This window comes from Bremerella cremea (assembly GCF_003335505.1).
Taxonomy (GTDB): Bacteria; Planctomycetota; Planctomycetia; order Pirellulales; family Pirellulaceae; genus Bremerella; species Bremerella cremea_A.
Window position 1 is genome coordinate 132,000 of sequence record NZ_QPEX01000046.1, and the last position, 18,825, is coordinate 150,824.

Below are 18,825 nucleotides of genomic sequence, written 5' to 3' on the forward strand. Positions count from 1 at the left end.
CCATCGCGATGAAGAACAAGCTGACACCCCGGGGCTGGCTTCGCAAGTTTGAGCTCGCCTTCACAGGGCTACTCTGGGCGGTGCGAACCGAAGGTAGCTTCCGCGTTCACCTACCCGCCGCGACATTGGCCATTTCAGCCGCTGTTGTTTTATCGTTTGATGCCGTTCGCTGGGCTGTCTTGCTGGGGACGATAGGCTTGGTGTTAACCGCCGAACTATTCAATACCGCCTTAGAGACGGTATCGGACGCAATTGACCAAGAGCACAATCAATACATCAAACTCGCGCTCGACGTGGCCAGTGGGGCGGTGCTTGTGGCCAGCCTAACCGCAATCGCCGTGGCAGGCTTTCTGTACTGGCAACCTTTCTGGTCGTGGTGGAGCAGTGCAGCGACAAGCTAGTCGCAGGAGAACAAGAAAAAACAATGCCCTGCGTCAGGGTGAATGATGCAGGGCATTGTCCAAGATGGCAGCCAAACCCAAGATATATGCTAAGTCGATTCCATCCCTAAATCTTTAAAGGTTGGCTGTGGCAACTTCCTGTCATGTTGTCGCACGCGATGCGATTAACTAATGCGATCCGGTCCGCCGGTGACCTCGGAAAATGTTCTCCCTCCATCTTCCTTTTCGAGTTAAGGGACATGCCCTTTCGCATGGGGATTAACTTATCGGGAATGCACCGATTTGACCACCCTTTTTTCCCGTTTTCTTAACTTCGGCAACCCGAGTTATTTATAGAATCCAACTGCGGTTCACCTGTGCGCATAAAAAAAGCCGCCAACCAAAAATGATTCGCGGCTTTATTATTTCCAAGCGTATAGCAATCGAAGCGTCTTAGGCGACGATTTCGCTGATCTTCACTTTGGTGTAGACCTGACGATGGCCCGTCTTGGTCTTGCTGTTCTTACGGCGGCGAAACTTCTGGACAACCAGCTTCTCGCCTTGCACGACGCCGAGGACTTCCGCTTTGACCGAAGCACCGTCGACAACCGGCTTGCCGATTTTCACGCCATCTTCACCAGAAACCAACAGGACCTGATCAAACGTCAGGGCGTCGCCCACGGAAGCCTCGAAGCGGAAATCGATCCGCAGTTCTTGACCTTGTTCGACTTTGATTTGCTTACCGTCTTCTTGAATGATCGCGTACATCCGATTGATTCCAATCGAGTTTCAATATTTTGGGATAAACCCCTACTGGGGCAATTGGCTTCAGAGGAAACCACACAATTTACCGGGCCGCAGGCGAATTGTCGAGGGCGCCATTGCCTGATTTCTTGGGGAAAGAGCACGCAAATACTGTTTCCCGCAGTTCTTTTCGTCGTTTCGCTTCTCTCGGCCCAACAAAACGGGGCGAGAGAAGCATCACTAAGCCGTTAAACAGCAACAGTTTAGCGACGGCCATTCCGCGAAGTTTCGTGCGGATCGGTCATGTAAATCCGGCGGCCCTCGGCGTCCTTGCATTCGACTTCGACATGCTCAGGGAAGACCGATTCGCTACCGATAATGTGGACGACCACGCTGTTGTCGTCTTCGATCATGGCGATTTCGCGGCGTTTCTTGTTGTTCAAGTAGGCAGCGACTTCCTCGTTCACCCGGCAGTTAATCTGAGCCGCCTTGGGCTGTTGCGCCGCAGCAATCAGCACGCGGGTTACTTCAATGGCCATGCTTTCGGAAGACTTTACCACGCCTCGGCCGCTGCAGCACGGGCAGTCCCGGAAGATGCTTCGCTTCAGGCTCGGACGGACGCGTTGACGCGTCATTTCCACCAAACCAAACGGGCTTGTTCGCAAGATCTTGGTGCGTGCTCGATCACGTTTCACCGAGTCCTTTAGCGCTCGCTCGACGTTCGCCCGATGCTTCTCGCGCCGCATGTCGATAAAGTCGTTGACGATCACCCCGCCCAAATCGCGTAAACGAAGCTGGCGGGCGATCTCTCTGGCAGCCAGCAAGTTCAAGTGGTAGGCGGCCTCTTCGGAAGAACCATCGTAGCGGAAGTTCCCGCTGTTCACGTCGATAGCCACCAAGGCTTCCGTTTGATCGATAACAATCGAACCACCACGTGGCAAAGGCACTTCGCGCTGGTGAATCTTGGCGATCTCTTCGTCCAAGTTGTACTTACGGAACAGGGCCTCTTTGGCGTCGTGCTTATGCAAGCGATCGACAAAACGAGGCATGACCAACTGCAAGAATTCTTTAGCAGCTTCGTACTGTTCTTTCCGATCGATATAAATAGCGTCGACATCCGCTGCGAAGATATCGCGAATCGTGCGGATAATCATGTCGCTTTCTTCATAAATCTCGCAAGGGCCGGTCGTCTTGCGAATGCGACGAACGATCAATCGCCAGAGCCGCAGTAAATAGGCCATATCGCGCGAGAGATCTTTCTTGGTCCGATCTTGCCCTGCGGTACGGACGATGAAGCCGAGCCCCTTCGGCGGATCGAGATCAAGCAAGGTGCTTCGCAGGCGGCGACGCACTTGGTCGTCTTCAATCTTGCGAGAAACGCCCACGCGGCCCAGAGCTGGCATCAACACCAGATAACGCCCCGGAATGCTGATGTACGTAGAGAGAGTCGGCCCCTTGTTGCCGATCCCTTCTTTGATGACCTGAACGAGAACTTCGTCCCCTCGTTTGAAGATCTCTTGAATAGGAGGCTTTACACGGGGACGTGCGCCAGGACGCTGCCGCCGACCACGACGAGCCTGGGTTTTGGTTCCCCCGCTGGAAGGTCCGTCATCTTCGGAGTCGTCGCTATCGTCATCGTCGCCGAAGTCGCCTCCAAAGCGGGAAGCGGCTAAGTCTTCAGGGCGATCGTACTGAGCGGACGGATCGTAACCACCTTGGCGGAAATATTGTGGTTCGACGTCGCTGATGTGCAGAAAGCCGTTCTTGCCGACACCGAAGTCGACAAACGCAGCTTGAATGCTGGGCTCGAGATTGACGACGACACCTTTGTAGATGTTGCCGACGAAACTCTCTTGGCTGGTCCGTTCGAGATAGAATTCTTCGAGAATCCCGTCCTCGACGATCGCAATCCGGCATTCTTCCGGCTGCGATACGTTGATCAGCATCTCTTTTTTCATAAGAAGCTCGCTTTGGTGCATGGGGTCCATGACCGCAAAAGCTTTTACGAATTGGGATGTCGACTGCTGTGCAACATTTCGGCCGACCGAAGTGTCGATGCCGAAACCTGATCCGGATCTACGACTACGTCAGCCCAAAGGCTTCGAGTGTTGTCACGCGGCTGGAAGAGTTTCTCAACAGTGTATTCCTGGGCAGGGCAACGATTTCTTAACGAGCGATCAGGAACTGGGAAGCTGACTTTACGGGCCTTTCGCTTACCCTCCCGGCCGAAAATCTCGCCTGGGAAGTCGGGCAGCGCTTGGTTGCGCGTGCGAATTCTGGCTCAGGTGGTTCACGGCTTGTGGGCCCTTGCTTCCGGCTGATATTCAGCAACGGCAAGCGTTCCCATTCGTCTGTCGCTGGTCGATCGTCATCGGTGCATTCCGTCGGCAGGCTTTTTAAAAGTCCCCGCTGCCGGTCCGCTTGCCTTGCGTTTTCGATAAAAGGCGTTTGTGTCTTGAACCTGTGTCAAGGAATCCAGCGAATTACGATTCGCCGGAAAAGTATTTTTGTGATTTGTTTGGGTCGGCCCTGAATAGCCAGAGCCTGCATGTTGGTGTGCCACACCGCCGGTTGCAGTTGTGGGCTTAAACTTCTTCGGGAAATAATTGCCGCAAGTGCTCTCGCAGCAACCGCTTAATCTCCCAGGCGTTATCCATGTCTCGCACGCGAACCACTAACTCCCGGCATTTCTCGGCGGATACAGTGCGGCAAATTTGTTTGATTTCCGGAATCGCGCTCGGCGTAACACTCAAGCTACGCAAACCCATGCCAATTAGCAACATGGTATAAACGGGATTCCCCCCCATCTGGCCGCACAAAGTTACCTCGATGCCAGCCTTATTGGCCGAGTCGACGGCCATCTGAATCAACCGCAAAACAGCCGGGTCGCAGCTATTATAAAGGGCTGCCACGTCTGGATTATTGCGATCCACCGCTAATGTATACTGGACCAGATCGTTGGTTCCAATACTGATGAAATCGATTTCCTCGGCGAATCGATCCAGCATCACGACGCTCGCAGGGACTTCAACCATAATGCCGACTTTAAGGTTTCGGTCGTAGTCAATTCCCTGCTCGTCCAAGTCTTCCATCAGGTCGGAAAGCAGCATCTTCGCCTGACGAAGTTCGTGTAGCGTGCTAACCAATGGAAACATGACACGCACGTCGCCCAGCACGCTCGCCCGCAGAATGGCCCGCAACTGCCGGCGAAATTGATCGGTGTTCCGCAGCGACAAGCGAATGCTGCGTAGCCCTAAAAAGGGATTCGCTTCCGGTGGATGGGTGTCACCACCAATCTTGTCTGCCCCTAAATCCAGCGTTCGAATGACAATGGGGCTTCCCTGCATGTCATGCACAACTTTGGCATAGACCTGGTAATGATCCTCCTCGGTTGGTTCGCTGTCTTGGCCGAGGTATAGAAATTCGGTTCGATACAACCCAACCCCGCTGGCTCCGCGTTCTAGACAAGCATCTGCTTCGTGCGGGAACTCGATGTTGGCCATCAACGTGATGGTTTCTCCATCGGTGGTCACCGCTGGTAGATCACGCAGGCTACGCAGCCGGATTTTGGTTTGCTTTTGCTGCTCAACCTCTTGCTCGTAGCGAGCAATTGTCTCTTCATCTGGCTGAACAATGACACGCCCTTGGTGACCATCAATGATCAGCATGGTGTCGGTTTGAATATCGCGAAGATGCGGCCCTACGCCCACTACTGCCGGCAATTCGAGCGCCTCGGCAACGATCGCGGAGTGGCTGCCGGGGCCTCCCACTTCGGTCACAATGCCGCGGATGTTCCCTCGATCAAGGTTGGCCATCTCGCTTGGCGTAATATCATGCGCCAGCACAATCGAAGGATGATTGGCCGCCAACCGACGCTTTACATCCGCCCCAAACAGCACGTTGAGCAGGCGTTGTTCAATGTCACGGAAGTCGCCCGCGCGCTCACGTAGAAATGGATTGGGGACACGCTCGAAAAACTGGATATAACGCGCCAAAGACTGAGAAACCGCGTACTCGGCCGTATAGTGCCGGTAGCGAATCGAATCGATCAACGATTCGTTGAGCTTCTCGTCGCGCACCATCTGCAAATGGGCGGAAAAGATCGCGCCGTATTCTTCGCCTAGCTCTGTGGCCACTTCTTGCTGGCTGGCTTGGATCTGCTCGGCAACCAAATCCATCGCGATGTTTAGCCGCTTAAGCTCGGTATCGACATTCGCGCGAGAGATGAAGCGACGCGTGACCCGAGGCTGCTGATCGTCAACCACCATCGCCTTAGCTATGGCGACACCGGGGGAAACAGCAATCCCTTGGAGAACACGCATGAAGTTTAACTCACTGTGAAATGGGCGAACGACTCGCTACGCTTCACGATTCGCCCTCCTCATCATCCTCTTCAATAAAACGATTCACCACGTCAACAAGGGCGTCCGCAGCTCTTTCTGCATCAGGACCGGTCACCACAATGGTTAATTCGGTCCCCTGTTCCGCAGCCAAGGTCATGACATCGAGAATACTCTTGCCACTAACCTTCAGGCCATCTCGCTGAATTTCGACCTGACACGAATACTTCAGGGCTTCCTTGACGAACAAGTTCGCCGGCCTAGCGTGTAGGCCCTGCCGATTCGGCACAACCACCTTTCGAATGATGCAATCCTCGGCCATTCAAACGTGCCCTTCTAGAAGGAATGCCAACAACGGCAACGCCCCGGAACCGTAAGCGCTCCGAAGCCTTATGACATCGATCGTAAGCAGAGAAGCGACTTAGCTACCGAACTGGTTGTTGTCGGCTTCGTCCAACAACTGCTTGATATCGTCGATGGTTTTCGACTGCTTCAAAAACTTGCAGAACATATCATCACGTAGCTGACGCGAGATGTTCTCCAAGGCACGCAGGTGGTCGCCAGGGCGATCTGGCGGCGACACCAACAGAAAGAACAGATGAACCGATTCACCATCGAGGCTATTGAAATCAACCCCTTCGACGCTGACCCCCACGGTACCTACCAGCTTTTCAACGCTGGGGTGTTTCGTGTGAGGAACGGCAATACCACGGCCAATGCCGGTGCTGCCCAGTTCTTCCCGCTTCATAATCGCTTTGATGATGCTGTCAGCGCTATCTTCCATGATTTCGCCGGCGGCCACGAGACTAGCGACGAGTTCGCGAATGACCGCTTCCTTGTCCTTCGACTCCAGTTCCGGCTTGATCGCCTTCACACTGATAAAATCGGCAAACTTCATTAGCTAGGTTCCTTTTCATGGTGGACCGAGTCAGGCGCAAGCGATTGCAAAGACTCGGTGCCATCTGATATCCAGCGGGGTCTCGCCGGCGTTGTTCGATTTCTTAACTTTCGAAGTTCGTTTCCGCATCCGGAGCAACTGCTCCCTTGTTGCGGTGCGCCTTCAGCTTTTCTTTGTGCTTGCGCAATTGCTGTTCCATCTTGTGGATCGTGCTATCGAGGGCTGCCAAAAGGCTTTCCGATTTGTCGGTCGCGACGAAATCTTCCGTGCGTTCAGCCGAGACGCGCAATTCGACTTCGGGCTTGTCGGTGTGTTCTAGGTCAATCGTGACTTCGACACCCGTGATTCGCTCGAACAAACGAGTCAGCTTCGAGACTTTCTCGGTGATCGTTTCCTGCGAAGCGGGACTCAAATGACCATGACGCGTTGAGATGTTGACTTGCACGTGTGAATTCTCCTGACGGGAAATATCCGACAAAGTGGGGCTAAGAATCGGGAAATCGGTATGGGGCCCGAGCTTGCCGACGGAGAGGTAGCCACTATTTCTTTATGGATGCTATAGCGGAAACCACCCAGTCTACAACCAAGCGGGAAACATGACAAATGGAGCCACCCCCCGTTTGCGTCCAATTTTTCAACGTTTTTTTCATAATTCGCAAGTTGTTCGTTTCATGCCGCAAAGCCTTGTGACAACTCTACTTCACTCCCCCATCCGAGCGACAAAATGGATCGAAATGAGCCACCCAAGCCCCAAATCACTACACTAGGGCATTTAGTACCGCACAGAGAGAGGGTAAACAGCGGTTCGTACCCGCCCTTAAAACCCAAGCCACCTTAAAGCATACGCCTAATTCCAGTGTCGTGGGGTGCTAGCAACCGAGCCCCCCAACTGAAATTGAGTCCAGACCCGCACGGCTGGCTCGGGATGTCGTAGCAAGGTCTCTAGCTGGGCTCGGGTTGCCTCGTTTAGCTGATCGGAAGAGAAACCACACACTAAACGATAGATAAGAGGCCCATGTTGTGGACTTTTCTTCGTCAGGCTTGCCTTAAGCTGGGCAGCCAGGGCAGAATCTTGAGCTATCAACTCGCGAAACTCGCGAATCGGAGCTTGTAAGCTGGGATTGTTCTCCCACTGCCCCCAAATGCCAGTCAGCAACTCCCATTTCCCCAGCTGGCCGAGGGCAATCGCAGAAGCAGCCTGGATTTCAGCCACCGGAGAAGTCAGCCCTTTTTCCAACTGGGCAAGCAGATCGGGTTCCGTTTGCAGACTTTCATTCCAAGCCGCTATTTCTGCCGAGCTTTGGCCGATTGGCTTGAAAACGAATGTGTTAAGCCCGCGAACTCCGCGATCTCGGTGTGCGGCAATCTTTTGCTGAGCTCCCAGCGAAAAAGGGCCTCGGCAACTCGACAAAACTAAATGAGCCTCACCAGAGCCCCCTTCAATCAACAATTCCTGGTTCATCTCAGTGCTGGCGAAGTCGATCCCTAGCGGTGCGAATGCGACTGTTTTCAAATGCAAATGGACTGCTTGCTCTTTCGCTGTGACCGCCAAGTCTTGTCCAGCGGCCCGAAGCTGCATGGTTTGGCCGGGGGAGAGCTTTATATCGAGGCGTCCGTAACGAAGATCAAGCTCTCCTTCATCGTTCCAACTCAAATCCGAGACAGGCCCAACTTCCAGCGAGATCCCTTGCCGCTGTAGCTGACCGTGCCCGTGTATACTCACGACCAATCGTCCAGCACGAACCGCTCGCGGTGTGAGGACATTCCAGTCTGCTTGAGCAGATGATTGATAGAAGGCCCCCAGAACGCTGCTTATCTGAGTTGAGCCCACCGGAGCGACGCCAGGCAACTGCCCGACCTCTGCCGGAATCGGCGTATGAAACGCGGTGACAGCCACTTCTGACGGTGCGTTTGGCTCTGCCGAGGCTGGGAGTTGGGTTGGTGGCTTCGCCAAGGGCGCGGCCTGGGCAAGGAACTCTTGCGAGCGTGGCTCTTCCAGCAGCGCGTCTGCCAAATGAGGCGGCGAAGTCATTGCAGGAACGTCCTGTGGCTCTGGCTCGCTGATTTTCTGCTGCCAATGCCGGGCGACCATCTCTTCGACACGCCCTCGATTCATCACCACAAAGGCCACCAATCCCATAACACAGGCAGAGAGGGCCAGCAATCGCCAAGCGGTTCCCGCCAGCGATCGCTTCTTGGCAGGTGGTTCAGTTGGTGGCTTGATCTGTGCCACCGGCTTGGCAGGGGCTTTGGAATGAAACGTGAATTCGGGCAGTTCAATTGCGACTTCGTCTTGGCTTTGCTCGATCGCCGGCAAGCCGTCTGGCAGCAATGCGTATAGCTGCTGACGCAAAGCAGGTTCGAGCGGGGCAGGGGAGGTGAGCCACTGCGCCAACACATCGTGACAATTTGCGACTTCCGCCAGCAAGCGATCAGAAGCGAAGCACTCGTTTTCCAGCTTTACGACGTCATCGGCGGAAAGGACGTAATCGAGATAACCAGTCACCTTTTCCAAACTGGCAATCCCTCGCGCATCGAGCGCGAGAGGCACAATCTCTGGCCGAGCCGCGCGATCTTTCAAGTGTCGCAGAAGCTGCAAGACGAACGGGCTTTGTTCAATCTTCTGCGCAATCTCAGCCGCTTGCTGGTCATTCAGCAAACCATGTTCGTAAGCAAGCAGCGTTCGCAGTGTCAGGCGCATCCGTTCCCCTGGACTTAGCACGGTAAAGTGCATGAGTTCTTATTGATCGATCGAGGCTATCCGCAGAATAGTACCCAACACCTAACAGATAACCCAATAGGATTTTGTTAGCAGGGCGTGGCAACCAGATACCCAGGCCAACGCAAACCAAGCAACCCCCCCAGTCCCATTCTTTGACAAACCGTAATTCGTGAGGTATCTATTTTCATCTCACGGTGAATTCACCGCCTAACTGACGAAGTTCTCGCGACTCTTGCTGAGTCGATCTCGACGATAGCATTCTGGTGCTAGCGGTTAATCTGGTTCTGCTATATCCGTGATAGCAAAATTCTTGCTGAGACCCTGAAAGTGGCAATCAAGCACGCTAGCACTTGTCGATGACTGCTTACGGTCACACGGTCGTGACCACGCTTGGCATGGTAGCCGAGTGCCGCAGGAAGCCTGAGTGTGGAACGGATGCCTATAACTCCGCATTGTTTGGCAACCTTGGAATTGATCGTTCCCAAGCGAGAAGCCAAGGCAAAGTCGTGGAGCCTTTTGTCATGAAGACGTTTCTTACTGTACCTGGTGTATTGGCAGGATTGCTGAGTGCCACCAGTTTGTTTGCCCAAGCCCCGGGCAACGATTACCAACTCTCGGCGTATCGCCCCGGAGCGACCTACTATGCCGAGCCAGCCGCGCCCGCCAAGTTGTGGGGGCAGCCAACCTCAAATGTCAGTTACCATAATAAACCAGACGCCAGCCTCGAACCGATTCCAAGCGACAAAGCATATCTCGATGCTTTAGAAGGCAAGCCCGCGACAGTTACTCCGCCCGCAATGCCCAGCATCGGCGGAACGACGCTCGACTCGTCCTGCAACACCAACGGCCCGATCAACTACGATTGCTTTAACGGCGATGTGTATGGTGATTGTGCAGTACCTTGCAGCCAGTGGTTCGCCTATGGCGGCGGTCTAATCATGAACCGCGATTTGGAAAAAGAAGTCTGGCTCAGCAACGACAGTGGCGATTACTCTCGCCAACTCATGGGTACCCACGATGCCGGCATGGACTGGACGGGTGGCTATGAAGTTCGCTTGGGCAAATATTTCGCCGGCAGCGGCTGGGCCTGGGAAGGTCGTTTTTGGGCTTTGCGTGACACGACGGAATTCAATGTCACCAATGCAGGTCTAGTAGGCCAACTCGATACCCCGCTGGACGTCAACTTTCAAGGCCTGTCGTACAACAACGGTATGGCCCTGCAAAATGCGTCGGCGTACTTCGACAACTCCATGATTCACCGACTACGCCGTAGCTCGGATTTCTATAACTTGGAATTCAACGTATTCCAGAACCCTAACTTGTATGCCTATTCCTGCGGCCAAAGCAGCTTCTCGATTGGCGTGCTGGGCGGTCTGCGTTACTTCCGCTTCACCGAGGCCATGTCGTTCTCTTCGGACCCGGTCGATACGGTTTTCGACGGCAACCCGAACGAGATCAACTACGATATCCATGTTGCCAATAACTTAATCGGTCCACAGATTGGTTTTCTCGGCAACTTGAATCATGGTGCCTGGAACTTCCAAATCGGATCGAAGCTGGGTGTGTACGGGAATGCCGTGTCGCAGCATTCGCAAGTTTACGGTTCGGCAGGCAACGCGATCATCGATAACAACTTGAGCCCCAACAATGGCCGCGAGTTTGATATCAGCGGATCGCGTGGTCGGATTTCGTTTTTGGGCGAACTCGACGCGAACGTAAACTATCGCTTGTACCAGAACTTCACAGTAACCGCTGGTTACCGCGCAGTCGCTGTCTCTGGAGTGGCCTTGTCTGCCGATCAGATTCCGCAAAACTTCGAAGACTTCGCGATCATCGAACACACGCAGGCCGCTAGTGATTTGATCTTGCACGGTGCTTACTTCGGCGGCCAGTTCGTCTGGTAAAACCAAGTATTAAACGACAAGCTCCATCAACCCAAAAAAGCCGTTCCTTGAGGAACGGCTTTTTTACTTCTTGCTTCGCTATCCAGTATCAATCGACAAACAGAACCCTGCTTAAATGGCAGCAGCCTCTTTCCCTTTTTCGTACAGTTCCACCAGCGAGGTCGAAGGGTTCGATAGCTTGAGAACCGGGGCGAATTCTTCGTAGTCTTTGTCGACCTTTTCCAGCGTTTCGAGGACGCTAGGGCCACCCTTCATCACTTGATTGTAGGCCGCTTGGAAGCGATTCAACTCGCCCCACGATTCATCTGCGGTTGCCGGCAACAAAGCCGATAAAGCAACCGCCACGCGGCCAGGCTGTTTTTCAGGCGCTGCGAGGCACTCGTCTAAGTCGAGGTGCGACTCGATCAGTTCTGCGAAGCCTTCCGGCAGGCTCCAACCACGAGCGATCACGCCGCCAGCTTCCGCATGCGTCCAACCAAACGTCTCGCGTTCCAAGTCAGAGATGCGGTTCTGACCTTCGCTACGGTTTTCGATCAGCGTGCGATACTTTTCGCCCAGTTCCTTAGCTAACAGGGGAACGGCCATGTCTTGCAGCAGTGCGGCAGCGAAGAGATCTTCCGCATCTTTCAGGCCCAAGTGTTTACCGACCGTGCGGGCGAACAAACCGCGGCGGAGCGAGTCTTGCCACAAGCTCTTCAGATCGAACGGGCCATCCTTTGGGTTCGGCATCAAGCTGAACACAGCGCTCCACAACGCGAAGTTCTTAATGGTGCGAATCCCAACGAGTGTGATCGCCAATTTGACATTAGAGATCTCACGCGAGAAACCAAAGTAGGAAGAGTTTACGAACCGTAATACCTGTCCCGTCAAACCTGGATCGGCTTCGATCGGTACTGCAAATTCCGCTGGACCGTTTTCTGGATCCTGAGCAAGTTCCAACAAGCGAATCGCACTTTGAGGCAAAGCGGGCAGTTGAGCGCCTGCCAGAAGATCTTTCAATGATGTGTTTTGTGTCATCGTGATTTCCATTCAGTCAATTTCTGGTAGCGAAAAGAGGTCCCCCGGTCTTAGGTGGAATTGCAGACCGTACCTGAAATAAATAGGTCACACCTTCTAGTGGGGCAACTTTCCCTTGAGGAAGCATTTGCCAAACTTGGCGAGAGAAAAGTTGCCGCGAAACCTCATGCTGCTCTTTGGCAACACGACGCCCCAAGAGAATGGGGAATTTAAGATTCATCTGCTCCCGCCACCGTTCGCATCAGATTGCATTAAGTGCAACGGGAAAAACAGGTTAGAAGCGAAAGCAAGGCTACCAGCAACAAAACGGCACAAACGCTGCAAAACGTTAGGGAAGAACTTCTCAATTTTCCTGCTTGGCAGAAACGATTGCACCGTGACCCGCGTAATTCTTAGCACGCTTTTCGTTTTTTTGGCCTTCTGGCTGGCAACCAGCGCGGTGATCCCGGCCAGCATTCCCGAAAGCTCGCGGTCGCCAGCTCAGGTCATCTGGCGAAAAACCGACACCGGTTGGATCCGGGCCGAGAACTGGCTGGTTCAACGCGATTATCTTTATCAAGAACCAGAGCCCCCCATCTATCCGCTGGCCGTGTTGCCAATGATGTTACTGCTAAGCATAACGGCCCTCATCCTCAACCAGCCTGCAACCGGCAGTGAGGAATCTATTCATCCTCGTCAGGGGAGTCGTTGACGTCGGTATTGGCCTCGATTTCAGCACGCAGTTCGTCGATCTTAATCGCCAAACGTGTCAGGTCAGGAATGTTGTCGACGCTCATTTTCTTGAACACGTTATGCCGCCGGGCTTCCACCGTCCGCAAGCTGACATCCAAACGATTGGCAATGACTTTGTTGGCCTTACCAATCATCATCAGCTTCATCACGTCTCGTTCGCCGGAGTTGAGTTTTTCGTAGTTCTCGCGTGCTTCGGCTTCTTCGCGTCCTTCTTGACGCCAGCGAGCGTCAAGCGAAATCGCTTCGTTCACGGCGTCGATAATCTCTTGCTGCTGGCAAGGTTTCTCTAAGAAAGTGACCGCGCCGTTTCGCATCGCCTTGACGGCGATTTGCATGTTCGCGTGGGCCGAGATAAGAATCACCGGGATTCGCTGCCCCATCTCGACTAGCTGCTCTTGGAGTTCCAAGCCGCTTAAACCGAGCATGCGCATGTCTGTCACCACGCAACCAGGCCGGGCCGGATCGAACGATTGTAGGTATTGTTCCGCCGAAGCATACGTTTCGACTTGGAGCCCCAGCGATCGAATCAGCATTCCAATCGATTCGCGGGCGGCTGGGTCGTCGTCAATGACAAAGACGGTCGGATTCGTCGGCATGGCCAGTCACCTGTTGAATAGTAGTGGGAAGCGTAAAGAAAAAAATCGTACCGCGTGAAGGTGCTGCTTCAACCCAAATTCTACCACCATGAGATTCAATGATCGTGCGACTGATTGAAAGTCCCATCCCCATTCCTGTCTCTTTAGTGGATTGAAACGCTTCGAAGACATCGAAATCAGGCGGCAACCCAACTCCATAATCGCGGACCGAAACCTGCACGAGTGGATCGCCTTTGGCCTCGACCACTTGGGTTTCAACTTCGATCACGCGTTCTGAATTACTATCGTCAATCGCGTCGGTAGCATTGCTGATTAAGTTTGTTAAAACTTGCTCAATTTGAATCTTATCGACAAAAACCTCGGGAAGCGAATCGGTTCGCCGGATCTCAACCTCTACGGCTTGCTCTTCTAAGAGTGGGCCCAACAAGGCGATTGAATCGCTAAAAAGATCTGCCAAGGGAACCGCTTCGACCTTAGGCGCGGTGCGGCTCACGTAGTTCCTTAGCCGCCGAATAATCTCGGCGGCGCGACGGGCCTGTTGACCAATCCGCGAAACACATTGGCTTACGCTCGGTAAATCGAGATTGTCTCTGTTCTTTAGCAGGTTCTCGCATGTTCCGGCGTAGTTAGAGATCGCGTAGAGCGGCTGGTTGACCTCGTGCGCCAAACCGGCAACCAATTCCCCCATCGCCGTCAGCCGCAGAAAGTGTGCAAGCTCGGCGTTGCGTTTGCGAATTTCTTCTTCTGCGTTGACTTTCTCGGTAATATCATGCACCACGCCCACGACATGGGCGCTTTGGCTATCGGAAACCTGCACCGGAGAAATCGAGATTTCTACCCAACGAAACGTCTCGTCGTCGGTCTGAATCCGCAGCGTGTCGCGAACCGGCTGCCGGGCGAGAATTGCCGAAACGATCAAATGCAAACGCCCTTCGTTGCGCGTATCGCAACGAATTACATTGAGCCCAGCTTGACGAACGGTATCGCGGGCACAGCCCACGATTTCGAGAAAAGCCTGATTGCAGTCCACCACATAGATTTTCTCGTTGGCCAACTGCACAATAAATATTCCATCGCTGGCCGATGCAATCGCGCGATCGCGAATCCGCATTTCTGTTTCCGCTTCCTTGCGGAGAGTGATGTCTTGAAAAACGTACTGCGTCGCATCTTGTCCGTAGTAATCAACCGGCGTGGTCATTAGTTCCACATCCAGCAAACTACCGTTAACGCGGCGGAGCACGTACTCGTTCATCATTGCGGGCGAACGGACGCCGACCACTTCGCCGGTATGCTTAGCCAACGTCTCTTCATTGGGAATCGCGAAGTCATGAATCGACCTCCCCACGATTTGCGTTGTCGAATTGGCCCCCAAACAAGTCAACGCCATCCCGTTCGCTAAGACAATTCGCTCTTGGCAAGCAACGACGATCGACATGGGTGAATGGTCGATGATTGCCCGATAACGCTGTTCGCTATTGCGTAGGGCCTCTTCCGCTTCGACTTTTTCGCACTGCAATCGCCATTCACGGATCGATCGTCGGGCCAAACGAGGCAAATCCTCGAAGCCGCCATCCGATTTAACAACGTAGTCGATCGCCCCTCGTTTGAGCATTTCGACTGCCGTTTGCTCGTCACCTTGGCTGGTGATAATCATCACCGGGTAACGCTGCACCGGCAGGTGCGACTCGATTAATTCCGCGCCGACGCCATCGGGGAGCGAAAGGTCGACAATCACCAGATCAGGCAATTCCGCTTCGATCGCTTCACGGGCATTTTTAAGCGAGAAGCTGGTTGTCAGCTCGAACTCTTCCATCTCCGAGCGAAACCCGCGCATGATTAGACGTGCGTGAGCGGGATCGTCTTCCACGATTAGTAAGCGGAGCTTCTTAGCCATATTTATCCTGCCAATGGCTTGTTTCGAGTTGAAAGGGTAGGTAGGTCGTTGTGGGGGGAGTTGGAGGAACGCATACGCCAGCAAACAACCCCGGAGTCCAGGCGTTTCTGCCCAAAGATCTCTGGCTGCTGTTGATCGTTCTTAGGCGATGTCTAGCGAGATGGTCACTCCAATATTACTACCCAGAAAAGGGTGTGTGATTCAATTCCGTCCAATAGCTGCGTACCGAACGCATTAAATGAACAAAATGCAGATAATCTATCGGTTTTACCAAGTAGCTATTGGCACACCGTTCCGAGGCTCCACGGACGTCTGATTCCGCATCGGAAGTGGTAAGCACCACGACCGGAATCTGCTTGAGAAGAGGATCTTCTTTTACTCGCTCTAAGACGGTCAAGCCGTCGAATTTAGGGATCCTTAAATCCAACAGCACCAAGTCAGGCCGGGCAGTGCTTTCCTGATATTCGCCGGTATGAAATAAGTACGCCAGAGCTGCTTCGCCGTCGGATACATGATCGACATCCAGCGTATCACCAAACTCACGCAGCGTGCGCATCATCAATTTGGCATGAGCCGGATTATCCTCAACTAAGAGAACTCGGCCACTATTCCGAACCATCGCCTAGCTCTTTCTATATTATTGCTATCGTGTGCGGCTGGGTTTTGTTAGGGCTTCGCTTGATCTTCTTCCAGCACTTTGACATAGCGGTCTTCCGGTACATGCAAGCCATATCGCCTTTCGATCAGTATCGTGCCCAAAACAAGCAATAGCAACGCCGCAAAGAGCCAAACCAAATCTATAATGACCGTCAACGCCGAAGGAATCGCCAATAGCGGTGCGCAGAAAGCCCCGACAATCGCCCCCAAAAATAGCCCCAAAAAGGCACCTGGCCATAACCTCTCGCGCACCCAGCCGACCAAAAATCCAACGACAGCCCCCCCAACCACCATCCAGATACTCCACCCCGCCCATTGGTCTACCTCAACGGTAGAGCCAGCCACGTCGCTTTCTTGATAAGACTGGACGACTGGCTGTGCAATGCGTGCCAAAATTGCCGAGAAGGCAACAAGCAGCATCAAGAAGAGCAACGGGAATGACTGGCCACGGAGGTATTTCATAGCAGACTAAAACTCACCAACACGCAGCTGTCCATCGGCACGATGACCAAGCTGGCAAAGGACTTCCGTCGAGGTCGTTTCTGAAATGAATTGAACGCTGCCGTCTCCGAACGCCGAGTTCACACCGCCCGGGTGATGACTGCTGATTCCACCGACGTACAGTGCAGAATCATTAGGCACAACGCCATAGACAAGAACCCCACCGGTCACAAACCCTGGGGCAGCAGCCGGGTTCTTTGTAAAGTCCATAAAGTCCTTTTCGGTGAACTGCTTAACAACCTTCTCTTCGTCCTGGGCGGTCTCGTCTTGCTTGTTTTCCTCGGAAGTGGCATCGTCGGCAGCAAGCATGGGGTCGTTCTCGGCTTCTTCCGCTTCTTCCTCTTCGGTCTCTTCCCCTTCTGCCTCCTCGAAGTCGTCCATGCTTTCTTCACCCATACCGAAGTAATCAAATTCCAAATCTGACGTTCGTAATGCCAATGTTTGGAGCCACTCTTTTGAAGTGAAGACGTTCGGCAGGACAACAGCCGCAGGTCGATTTGGAGGTGTTCCCAGGTTGCGAAGCGTGGCCGGTGTGCCACTGAGCCAGCCAAGATTGCTCGCCGGATCTGGCACCGCCTCGGACATAAACATGGTGAAGGACAAGCCGTCGCTGACGTCGTTGGTCGAGATATTCCGGTTTAGGATGAAAGCGCCAGTGTTCGTTGTGTTGATTGGAAGTTCGCAATGGTTGTGGATGCCGACGTAGTGCGAAACCCCGACTTTATCGCTGGCTCGACTCCAAGAACTGGAAGGACAAGTCAAATAGTCCAAGTTCATACTCCGCGGCCCGTTTTGGGCTTTGTCGTACACGCTTTTCGAGAAGTCGATGTGATTGTAAGTTGTCGGATCTCCCAGGAAGGGGAGAGTAGCGGAAATCCAATTGTGGTGGTAACCGACCGGTGCGTTTCGAATCGGCCCTTTGTCGTTGATACTGCCGGCAGGGAAGTAGCCGTTGGCTGATTCGTAGTTGTGGACCGCTAAAATCAACTGCGACAAGTTGTTGGTACAACTCATTCGCCGTGCTGCCTCACGCGCTTGCTGGACCGCCGGTAGCAATAGCGAGATCAACACTCCAATAATGGCAATCACTACCAGAAGTTCGACTAGGGTAAACCCGTTACGGTTGGGCTTGTTCATCTATTTTGCTCCGACGAGGGGAGAGATAAGGTCAATTGAAGTGACTCTCGCGAAATTCGCGGGGTTTGGTCACCTAGCTGCACTTGGATATCAATGTTCTTCAAATCGTGTTGTTCATCATGAGGCCGAACCGCAATGACAATCTCTGCCGGCAAGTCGAGTGAGCCTGACTCGGCGGGGATCTTCCAGGTTTCGCCCTGATAATCGGCATTTGCTTGCAAGCGAACCTTAGCCAGGCCGACCGCACTTTCAAGTAATAAAGCCATTTGCGGTTTCACCTGGTTGCGTCGTGCTTGCGATTGCCGTGTTACCCGTTGCAACGAAAGGGTAGCAATCAACACGGCTGCAGCCATGGTCACGATGACCAACATCCCCACTAATCCGTGGCGAGCCTGGCTTGACCGTCGGTAATTGGGTTTTCTCATGGTCTTCCCACGCTTTGGCGAATGCTAAACGTTCGCGTCAATTGGCCGCTAGCCAGTGGTTCGATCTGCACGAGCACTTGGTTTGTTTCTGGCAGCTTGAACGTTATCTGGCAATCCGGCAAGAGATACCCTTCGCTATTTCTTTTTTGGTCGTCCTGCGTCTCGGTTCGTTCCACATATTTTTTCTTAATCGCATAGGTAACTTGGGATGCGGGCTTCTCCAACACCAACGTCTGCTCATCTGGCATGGTTACCGCTTGTGCGGCACGTAAGTCGGTCCGTAATTGTGTTTCGCACTGCACGATACCACGCTGCCAATCAAGCCGCTCCTGCGCTTCGCGGGCGTTAAGGTAGCTATGGCTGAGAATCTTGATCGATAGCGACGCGATGATCGTTCCTACCGTCCCGACCACAAGCACCTCGACCAAGCTGTATCCACGTCGTTTTCTCATGGTTGGCTCTCATTGACAGGGGGGTCCTCGTTGTCAAATCGCCAGACAACCAGGCGTTTGCCGGGCAACGGTTTCACCGATGGCTGCCAGATCATTTCAAATCGCTTCCCGGTAGCCGGCTCGGCTACCGCATGCACGATCACCTGGATCGTATTGGCAGGCAATTTCTCTTCTTGCTCTGCCTCGGTAGCCCATGCGGCCAATGTCTCGTTGGAAAGCTGCGTAGGCGAAGCGGTGAGAATACGATCGGCCAAATTGCTCAGTATTTGCTCGGCCTGCAAGCGTTGGTTATCTAGTTTCAGCCGCAAAGATTGAACGACTTGAATCGAGAGCATCGTCGTCAACATTGCCGCCATGATCGCTAACGCGACCACACATTCGATGATGGTGCTGCCAGACTTTCGAGTTTGCAGGGCAGATAGCATT

At 53.5% G+C, this 18,825-nt stretch carries 19 protein-coding genes; 3 read left to right on the forward strand and 16 right to left on the reverse strand.

Translation table 11 applies throughout. The annotated features are described in order from the left end of the window. Positions 1 to 8 precede the first annotated feature (8 nt). The gene (locus DTL42_RS24310) at positions 9 to 401 is read left to right on the forward strand and encodes a diacylglycerol kinase (RefSeq protein ID WP_114373199.1); all 393 of its coding nucleotides are present in this window, start codon (positions 9 to 11) and stop codon (positions 399 to 401) included. A 432-nt stretch (positions 402 to 833) separates the two neighbouring features. On the opposite strand, the gene rplU is transcribed toward DTL42_RS24310, so the two are convergent. From rplU to DTL42_RS24345, 7 genes are all read right to left on the reverse strand, one after another. Further along, a complete protein-coding gene (rplU, locus tag DTL42_RS24315) occupies positions 834 to 1,148 on the reverse strand; it encodes a 50S ribosomal protein L21 (protein WP_105356589.1) in 315 nt (104 codons plus the stop codon). A 239-nt stretch (positions 1,149 to 1,387) separates the two neighbouring features. After that, positions 1,388 to 3,082, reverse strand: coding sequence for an Rne/Rng family ribonuclease (locus tag DTL42_RS24320; RefSeq protein WP_114373201.1), 1,695 nt, complete (start codon positions 3,080 to 3,082; stop codon positions 1,388 to 1,390). Between the two features lie 627 nt (positions 3,083 to 3,709). Continuing rightward, positions 3,710 to 5,446, reverse strand: a complete 1,737-nt coding sequence (gene ptsP / locus DTL42_RS24325) for a phosphoenolpyruvate--protein phosphotransferase (RefSeq protein ID WP_114373203.1) — start codon at positions 5,444 to 5,446, stop codon at positions 3,710 to 3,712. Between the two features lie 43 nt (positions 5,447 to 5,489). After that, positions 5,490 to 5,786: an HPr family phosphocarrier protein gene (locus tag DTL42_RS24330; protein ID WP_114373205.1), complete on the reverse strand. Its 297-nt coding sequence runs from the start codon at positions 5,784 to 5,786 to the stop codon at positions 5,490 to 5,492. A gap of 99 nt (positions 5,787 to 5,885) precedes the next feature. After that, the gene (locus DTL42_RS24335; RefSeq protein ID WP_114373207.1) at positions 5,886 to 6,362 is read right to left on the reverse strand and encodes a PTS sugar transporter subunit IIA; all 477 of its coding nucleotides are present in this window, start codon (positions 6,360 to 6,362) and stop codon (positions 5,886 to 5,888) included. Between the two features lie 103 nt (positions 6,363 to 6,465). Beyond that, positions 6,466 to 6,807: a ribosome hibernation-promoting factor, HPF/YfiA family gene (gene hpf / locus DTL42_RS24340; RefSeq protein WP_114373209.1), complete on the reverse strand. Its 342-nt coding sequence runs from the start codon at positions 6,805 to 6,807 to the stop codon at positions 6,466 to 6,468. A gap of 402 nt (positions 6,808 to 7,209) precedes the next feature. Beyond that, positions 7,210 to 9,096 carry a hypothetical protein gene (locus DTL42_RS24345; RefSeq protein WP_158545537.1) on the reverse strand — a complete coding sequence of 629 codons (1,887 nt, stop codon included), beginning with the start codon at positions 9,094 to 9,096 and terminating at the stop codon, positions 7,210 to 7,212. A 344-nt stretch (positions 9,097 to 9,440) separates the two neighbouring features. On the opposite strand from DTL42_RS24345, the gene DTL42_RS24350 reads away from it, so the two are divergent. Beyond that, a complete protein-coding gene (locus DTL42_RS24350; RefSeq protein WP_114373213.1) occupies positions 9,441 to 10,988 on the forward strand; it encodes a BBP7 family outer membrane beta-barrel protein in 1,548 nt (515 codons plus the stop codon). A gap of 111 nt (positions 10,989 to 11,099) precedes the next feature. Here DTL42_RS24350 and DTL42_RS24355 read toward each other — a convergent pair whose 3' ends face one another. Continuing rightward, positions 11,100 to 12,005 carry an HDOD domain-containing protein gene (locus DTL42_RS24355; RefSeq protein ID WP_114373925.1) on the reverse strand — a complete coding sequence of 302 codons (906 nt, stop codon included), beginning with the start codon at positions 12,003 to 12,005 and terminating at the stop codon, positions 11,100 to 11,102. A 376-nt stretch (positions 12,006 to 12,381) separates the two neighbouring features. Here DTL42_RS24355 and DTL42_RS26120 point away from each other — a divergent pair, with 376 nt between their 5' ends. Then, complete coding sequence (locus tag DTL42_RS26120) at positions 12,382 to 12,696, forward strand: hypothetical protein (RefSeq protein WP_147274428.1); 315 nt, start codon at positions 12,382 to 12,384, stop codon at positions 12,694 to 12,696. On the opposite strand, the gene DTL42_RS24365 is transcribed toward DTL42_RS26120, so the two are convergent. The 8 genes from DTL42_RS24365 to DTL42_RS24400 form a co-directional block, all read right to left on the reverse strand. Continuing rightward, positions 12,668 to 13,333, reverse strand: coding sequence for a response regulator transcription factor (locus DTL42_RS24365; protein ID WP_114373221.1), 666 nt, complete (start codon positions 13,331 to 13,333; stop codon positions 12,668 to 12,670). The two genes, DTL42_RS26120 and DTL42_RS24365, sit on opposite strands and share 29 nt — an antisense overlap. Continuing rightward, positions 13,302 to 15,227, reverse strand: a complete 1,926-nt coding sequence (locus DTL42_RS24370) for a PAS domain S-box protein (RefSeq protein WP_114373224.1) — start codon at positions 15,225 to 15,227, stop codon at positions 13,302 to 13,304. The genes DTL42_RS24365 and DTL42_RS24370 overlap by 32 nt, the downstream gene beginning before the upstream one ends. A 178-nt stretch (positions 15,228 to 15,405) precedes the next feature. Beyond that, positions 15,406 to 15,846, reverse strand: a complete 441-nt coding sequence (locus tag DTL42_RS24375) for a response regulator (protein ID WP_114373226.1) — start codon at positions 15,844 to 15,846, stop codon at positions 15,406 to 15,408. A gap of 47 nt (positions 15,847 to 15,893) precedes the next feature. Continuing rightward, on the reverse strand, positions 15,894 to 16,346 hold the full coding sequence (locus tag DTL42_RS24380; RefSeq protein ID WP_114373228.1) for a hypothetical protein: 453 nt from the start codon (positions 16,344 to 16,346) through the stop codon (positions 15,894 to 15,896). Between the two features lie 6 nt (positions 16,347 to 16,352). Then, positions 16,353 to 17,522 (reverse strand): DUF1559 domain-containing protein, encoded by a 1,170-nt coding sequence (locus DTL42_RS24385; RefSeq protein ID WP_114373230.1) that lies wholly within the window; start codon positions 17,520 to 17,522, stop codon positions 16,353 to 16,355. Continuing rightward, on the reverse strand, positions 17,519 to 17,947 hold the full coding sequence (locus tag DTL42_RS24390; protein ID WP_147274429.1) for a hypothetical protein: 429 nt from the start codon (positions 17,945 to 17,947) through the stop codon (positions 17,519 to 17,521). Before DTL42_RS24390 ends, DTL42_RS24385 begins: the two co-directional genes overlap by 4 nt. Next, positions 17,944 to 18,399, reverse strand: coding sequence for a PulJ/GspJ family protein (locus DTL42_RS24395; protein WP_114373234.1), 456 nt, complete (start codon positions 18,397 to 18,399; stop codon positions 17,944 to 17,946). The genes DTL42_RS24390 and DTL42_RS24395 overlap by 4 nt, the downstream gene beginning before the upstream one ends. Continuing rightward, complete coding sequence (locus DTL42_RS24400) at positions 18,396 to 18,824, reverse strand: type IV pilus modification PilV family protein (RefSeq protein ID WP_114373236.1); 429 nt, start codon at positions 18,822 to 18,824, stop codon at positions 18,396 to 18,398. Before DTL42_RS24400 ends, DTL42_RS24395 begins: the two co-directional genes overlap by 4 nt. Position 18,825: the final 1 nt, after the last annotated feature.

What these genes read in the sequence shown, in the direction of transcription:
- ptsP (WP_114373203.1), bottom strand. Translation starts at nt 5,446, where the DNA reads ATGCGTGTTCTCCAAGGGATTGCTGTTTCCCCCGGTGTCGCCATAGCT.
- DTL42_RS24350 (WP_114373213.1), top strand. Translation starts at nt 9,441, where the DNA reads ATGACTGCTTACGGTCACACGGTCGTGACCACGCTTGGCATGGTAGCC.
- DTL42_RS24395 (WP_114373234.1), bottom strand. Translation starts at nt 18,399, where the DNA reads ATGAGAAAACGACGTGGATACAGCTTGGTCGAGGTGCTTGTGGTCGGG.
- DTL42_RS24365 (WP_114373221.1), bottom strand. Translation starts at nt 13,333, where the DNA reads ATGCCGACGAATCCGACCGTCTTTGTCATTGACGACGACCCAGCCGCC.
- DTL42_RS24320 (WP_114373201.1), bottom strand. Translation starts at nt 3,082, where the DNA reads ATGAAAAAAGAGATGCTGATCAACGTATCGCAGCCGGAAGAATGCCGG.
- DTL42_RS24355 (WP_114373925.1), bottom strand. Translation starts at nt 12,005, where the DNA reads ATGACACAAAACACATCATTGAAAGATCTTCTGGCAGGCGCTCAACTG.
- rplU (WP_105356589.1), bottom strand. Translation starts at nt 1,148, where the DNA reads ATGTACGCGATCATTCAAGAAGACGGTAAGCAAATCAAAGTCGAACAA.
- DTL42_RS24385 (WP_114373230.1), bottom strand. Translation starts at nt 17,522, where the DNA reads ATGAACAAGCCCAACCGTAACGGGTTTACCCTAGTCGAACTTCTGGTA.
- DTL42_RS24400 (WP_114373236.1), bottom strand. Translation starts at nt 18,824, where the DNA reads ATGCTATCTGCCCTGCAAACTCGAAAGTCTGGCAGCACCATCATCGAA.
- DTL42_RS24380 (WP_114373228.1), bottom strand. Translation starts at nt 16,346, where the DNA reads ATGAAATACCTCCGTGGCCAGTCATTCCCGTTGCTCTTCTTGATGCTG.
- DTL42_RS24375 (WP_114373226.1), bottom strand. Translation starts at nt 15,846, where the DNA reads ATGGTTCGGAATAGTGGCCGAGTTCTCTTAGTTGAGGATAATCCGGCT.
- DTL42_RS24330 (WP_114373205.1), bottom strand. Translation starts at nt 5,786, where the DNA reads ATGGCCGAGGATTGCATCATTCGAAAGGTGGTTGTGCCGAATCGGCAG.
- DTL42_RS24370 (WP_114373224.1), bottom strand. Translation starts at nt 15,227, where the DNA reads ATGGCTAAGAAGCTCCGCTTACTAATCGTGGAAGACGATCCCGCTCAC.
- DTL42_RS24310 (WP_114373199.1), top strand. Translation starts at nt 9, where the DNA reads ATGAAGAACAAGCTGACACCCCGGGGCTGGCTTCGCAAGTTTGAGCTC.
- DTL42_RS24390 (WP_147274429.1), bottom strand. Translation starts at nt 17,947, where the DNA reads ATGAGAAAACCCAATTACCGACGGTCAAGCCAGGCTCGCCACGGATTA.
- DTL42_RS24335 (WP_114373207.1), bottom strand. Translation starts at nt 6,362, where the DNA reads ATGAAGTTTGCCGATTTTATCAGTGTGAAGGCGATCAAGCCGGAACTG.
- DTL42_RS24345 (WP_158545537.1), bottom strand. Translation starts at nt 9,096, where the DNA reads ATGCACTTTACCGTGCTAAGTCCAGGGGAACGGATGCGCCTGACACTG.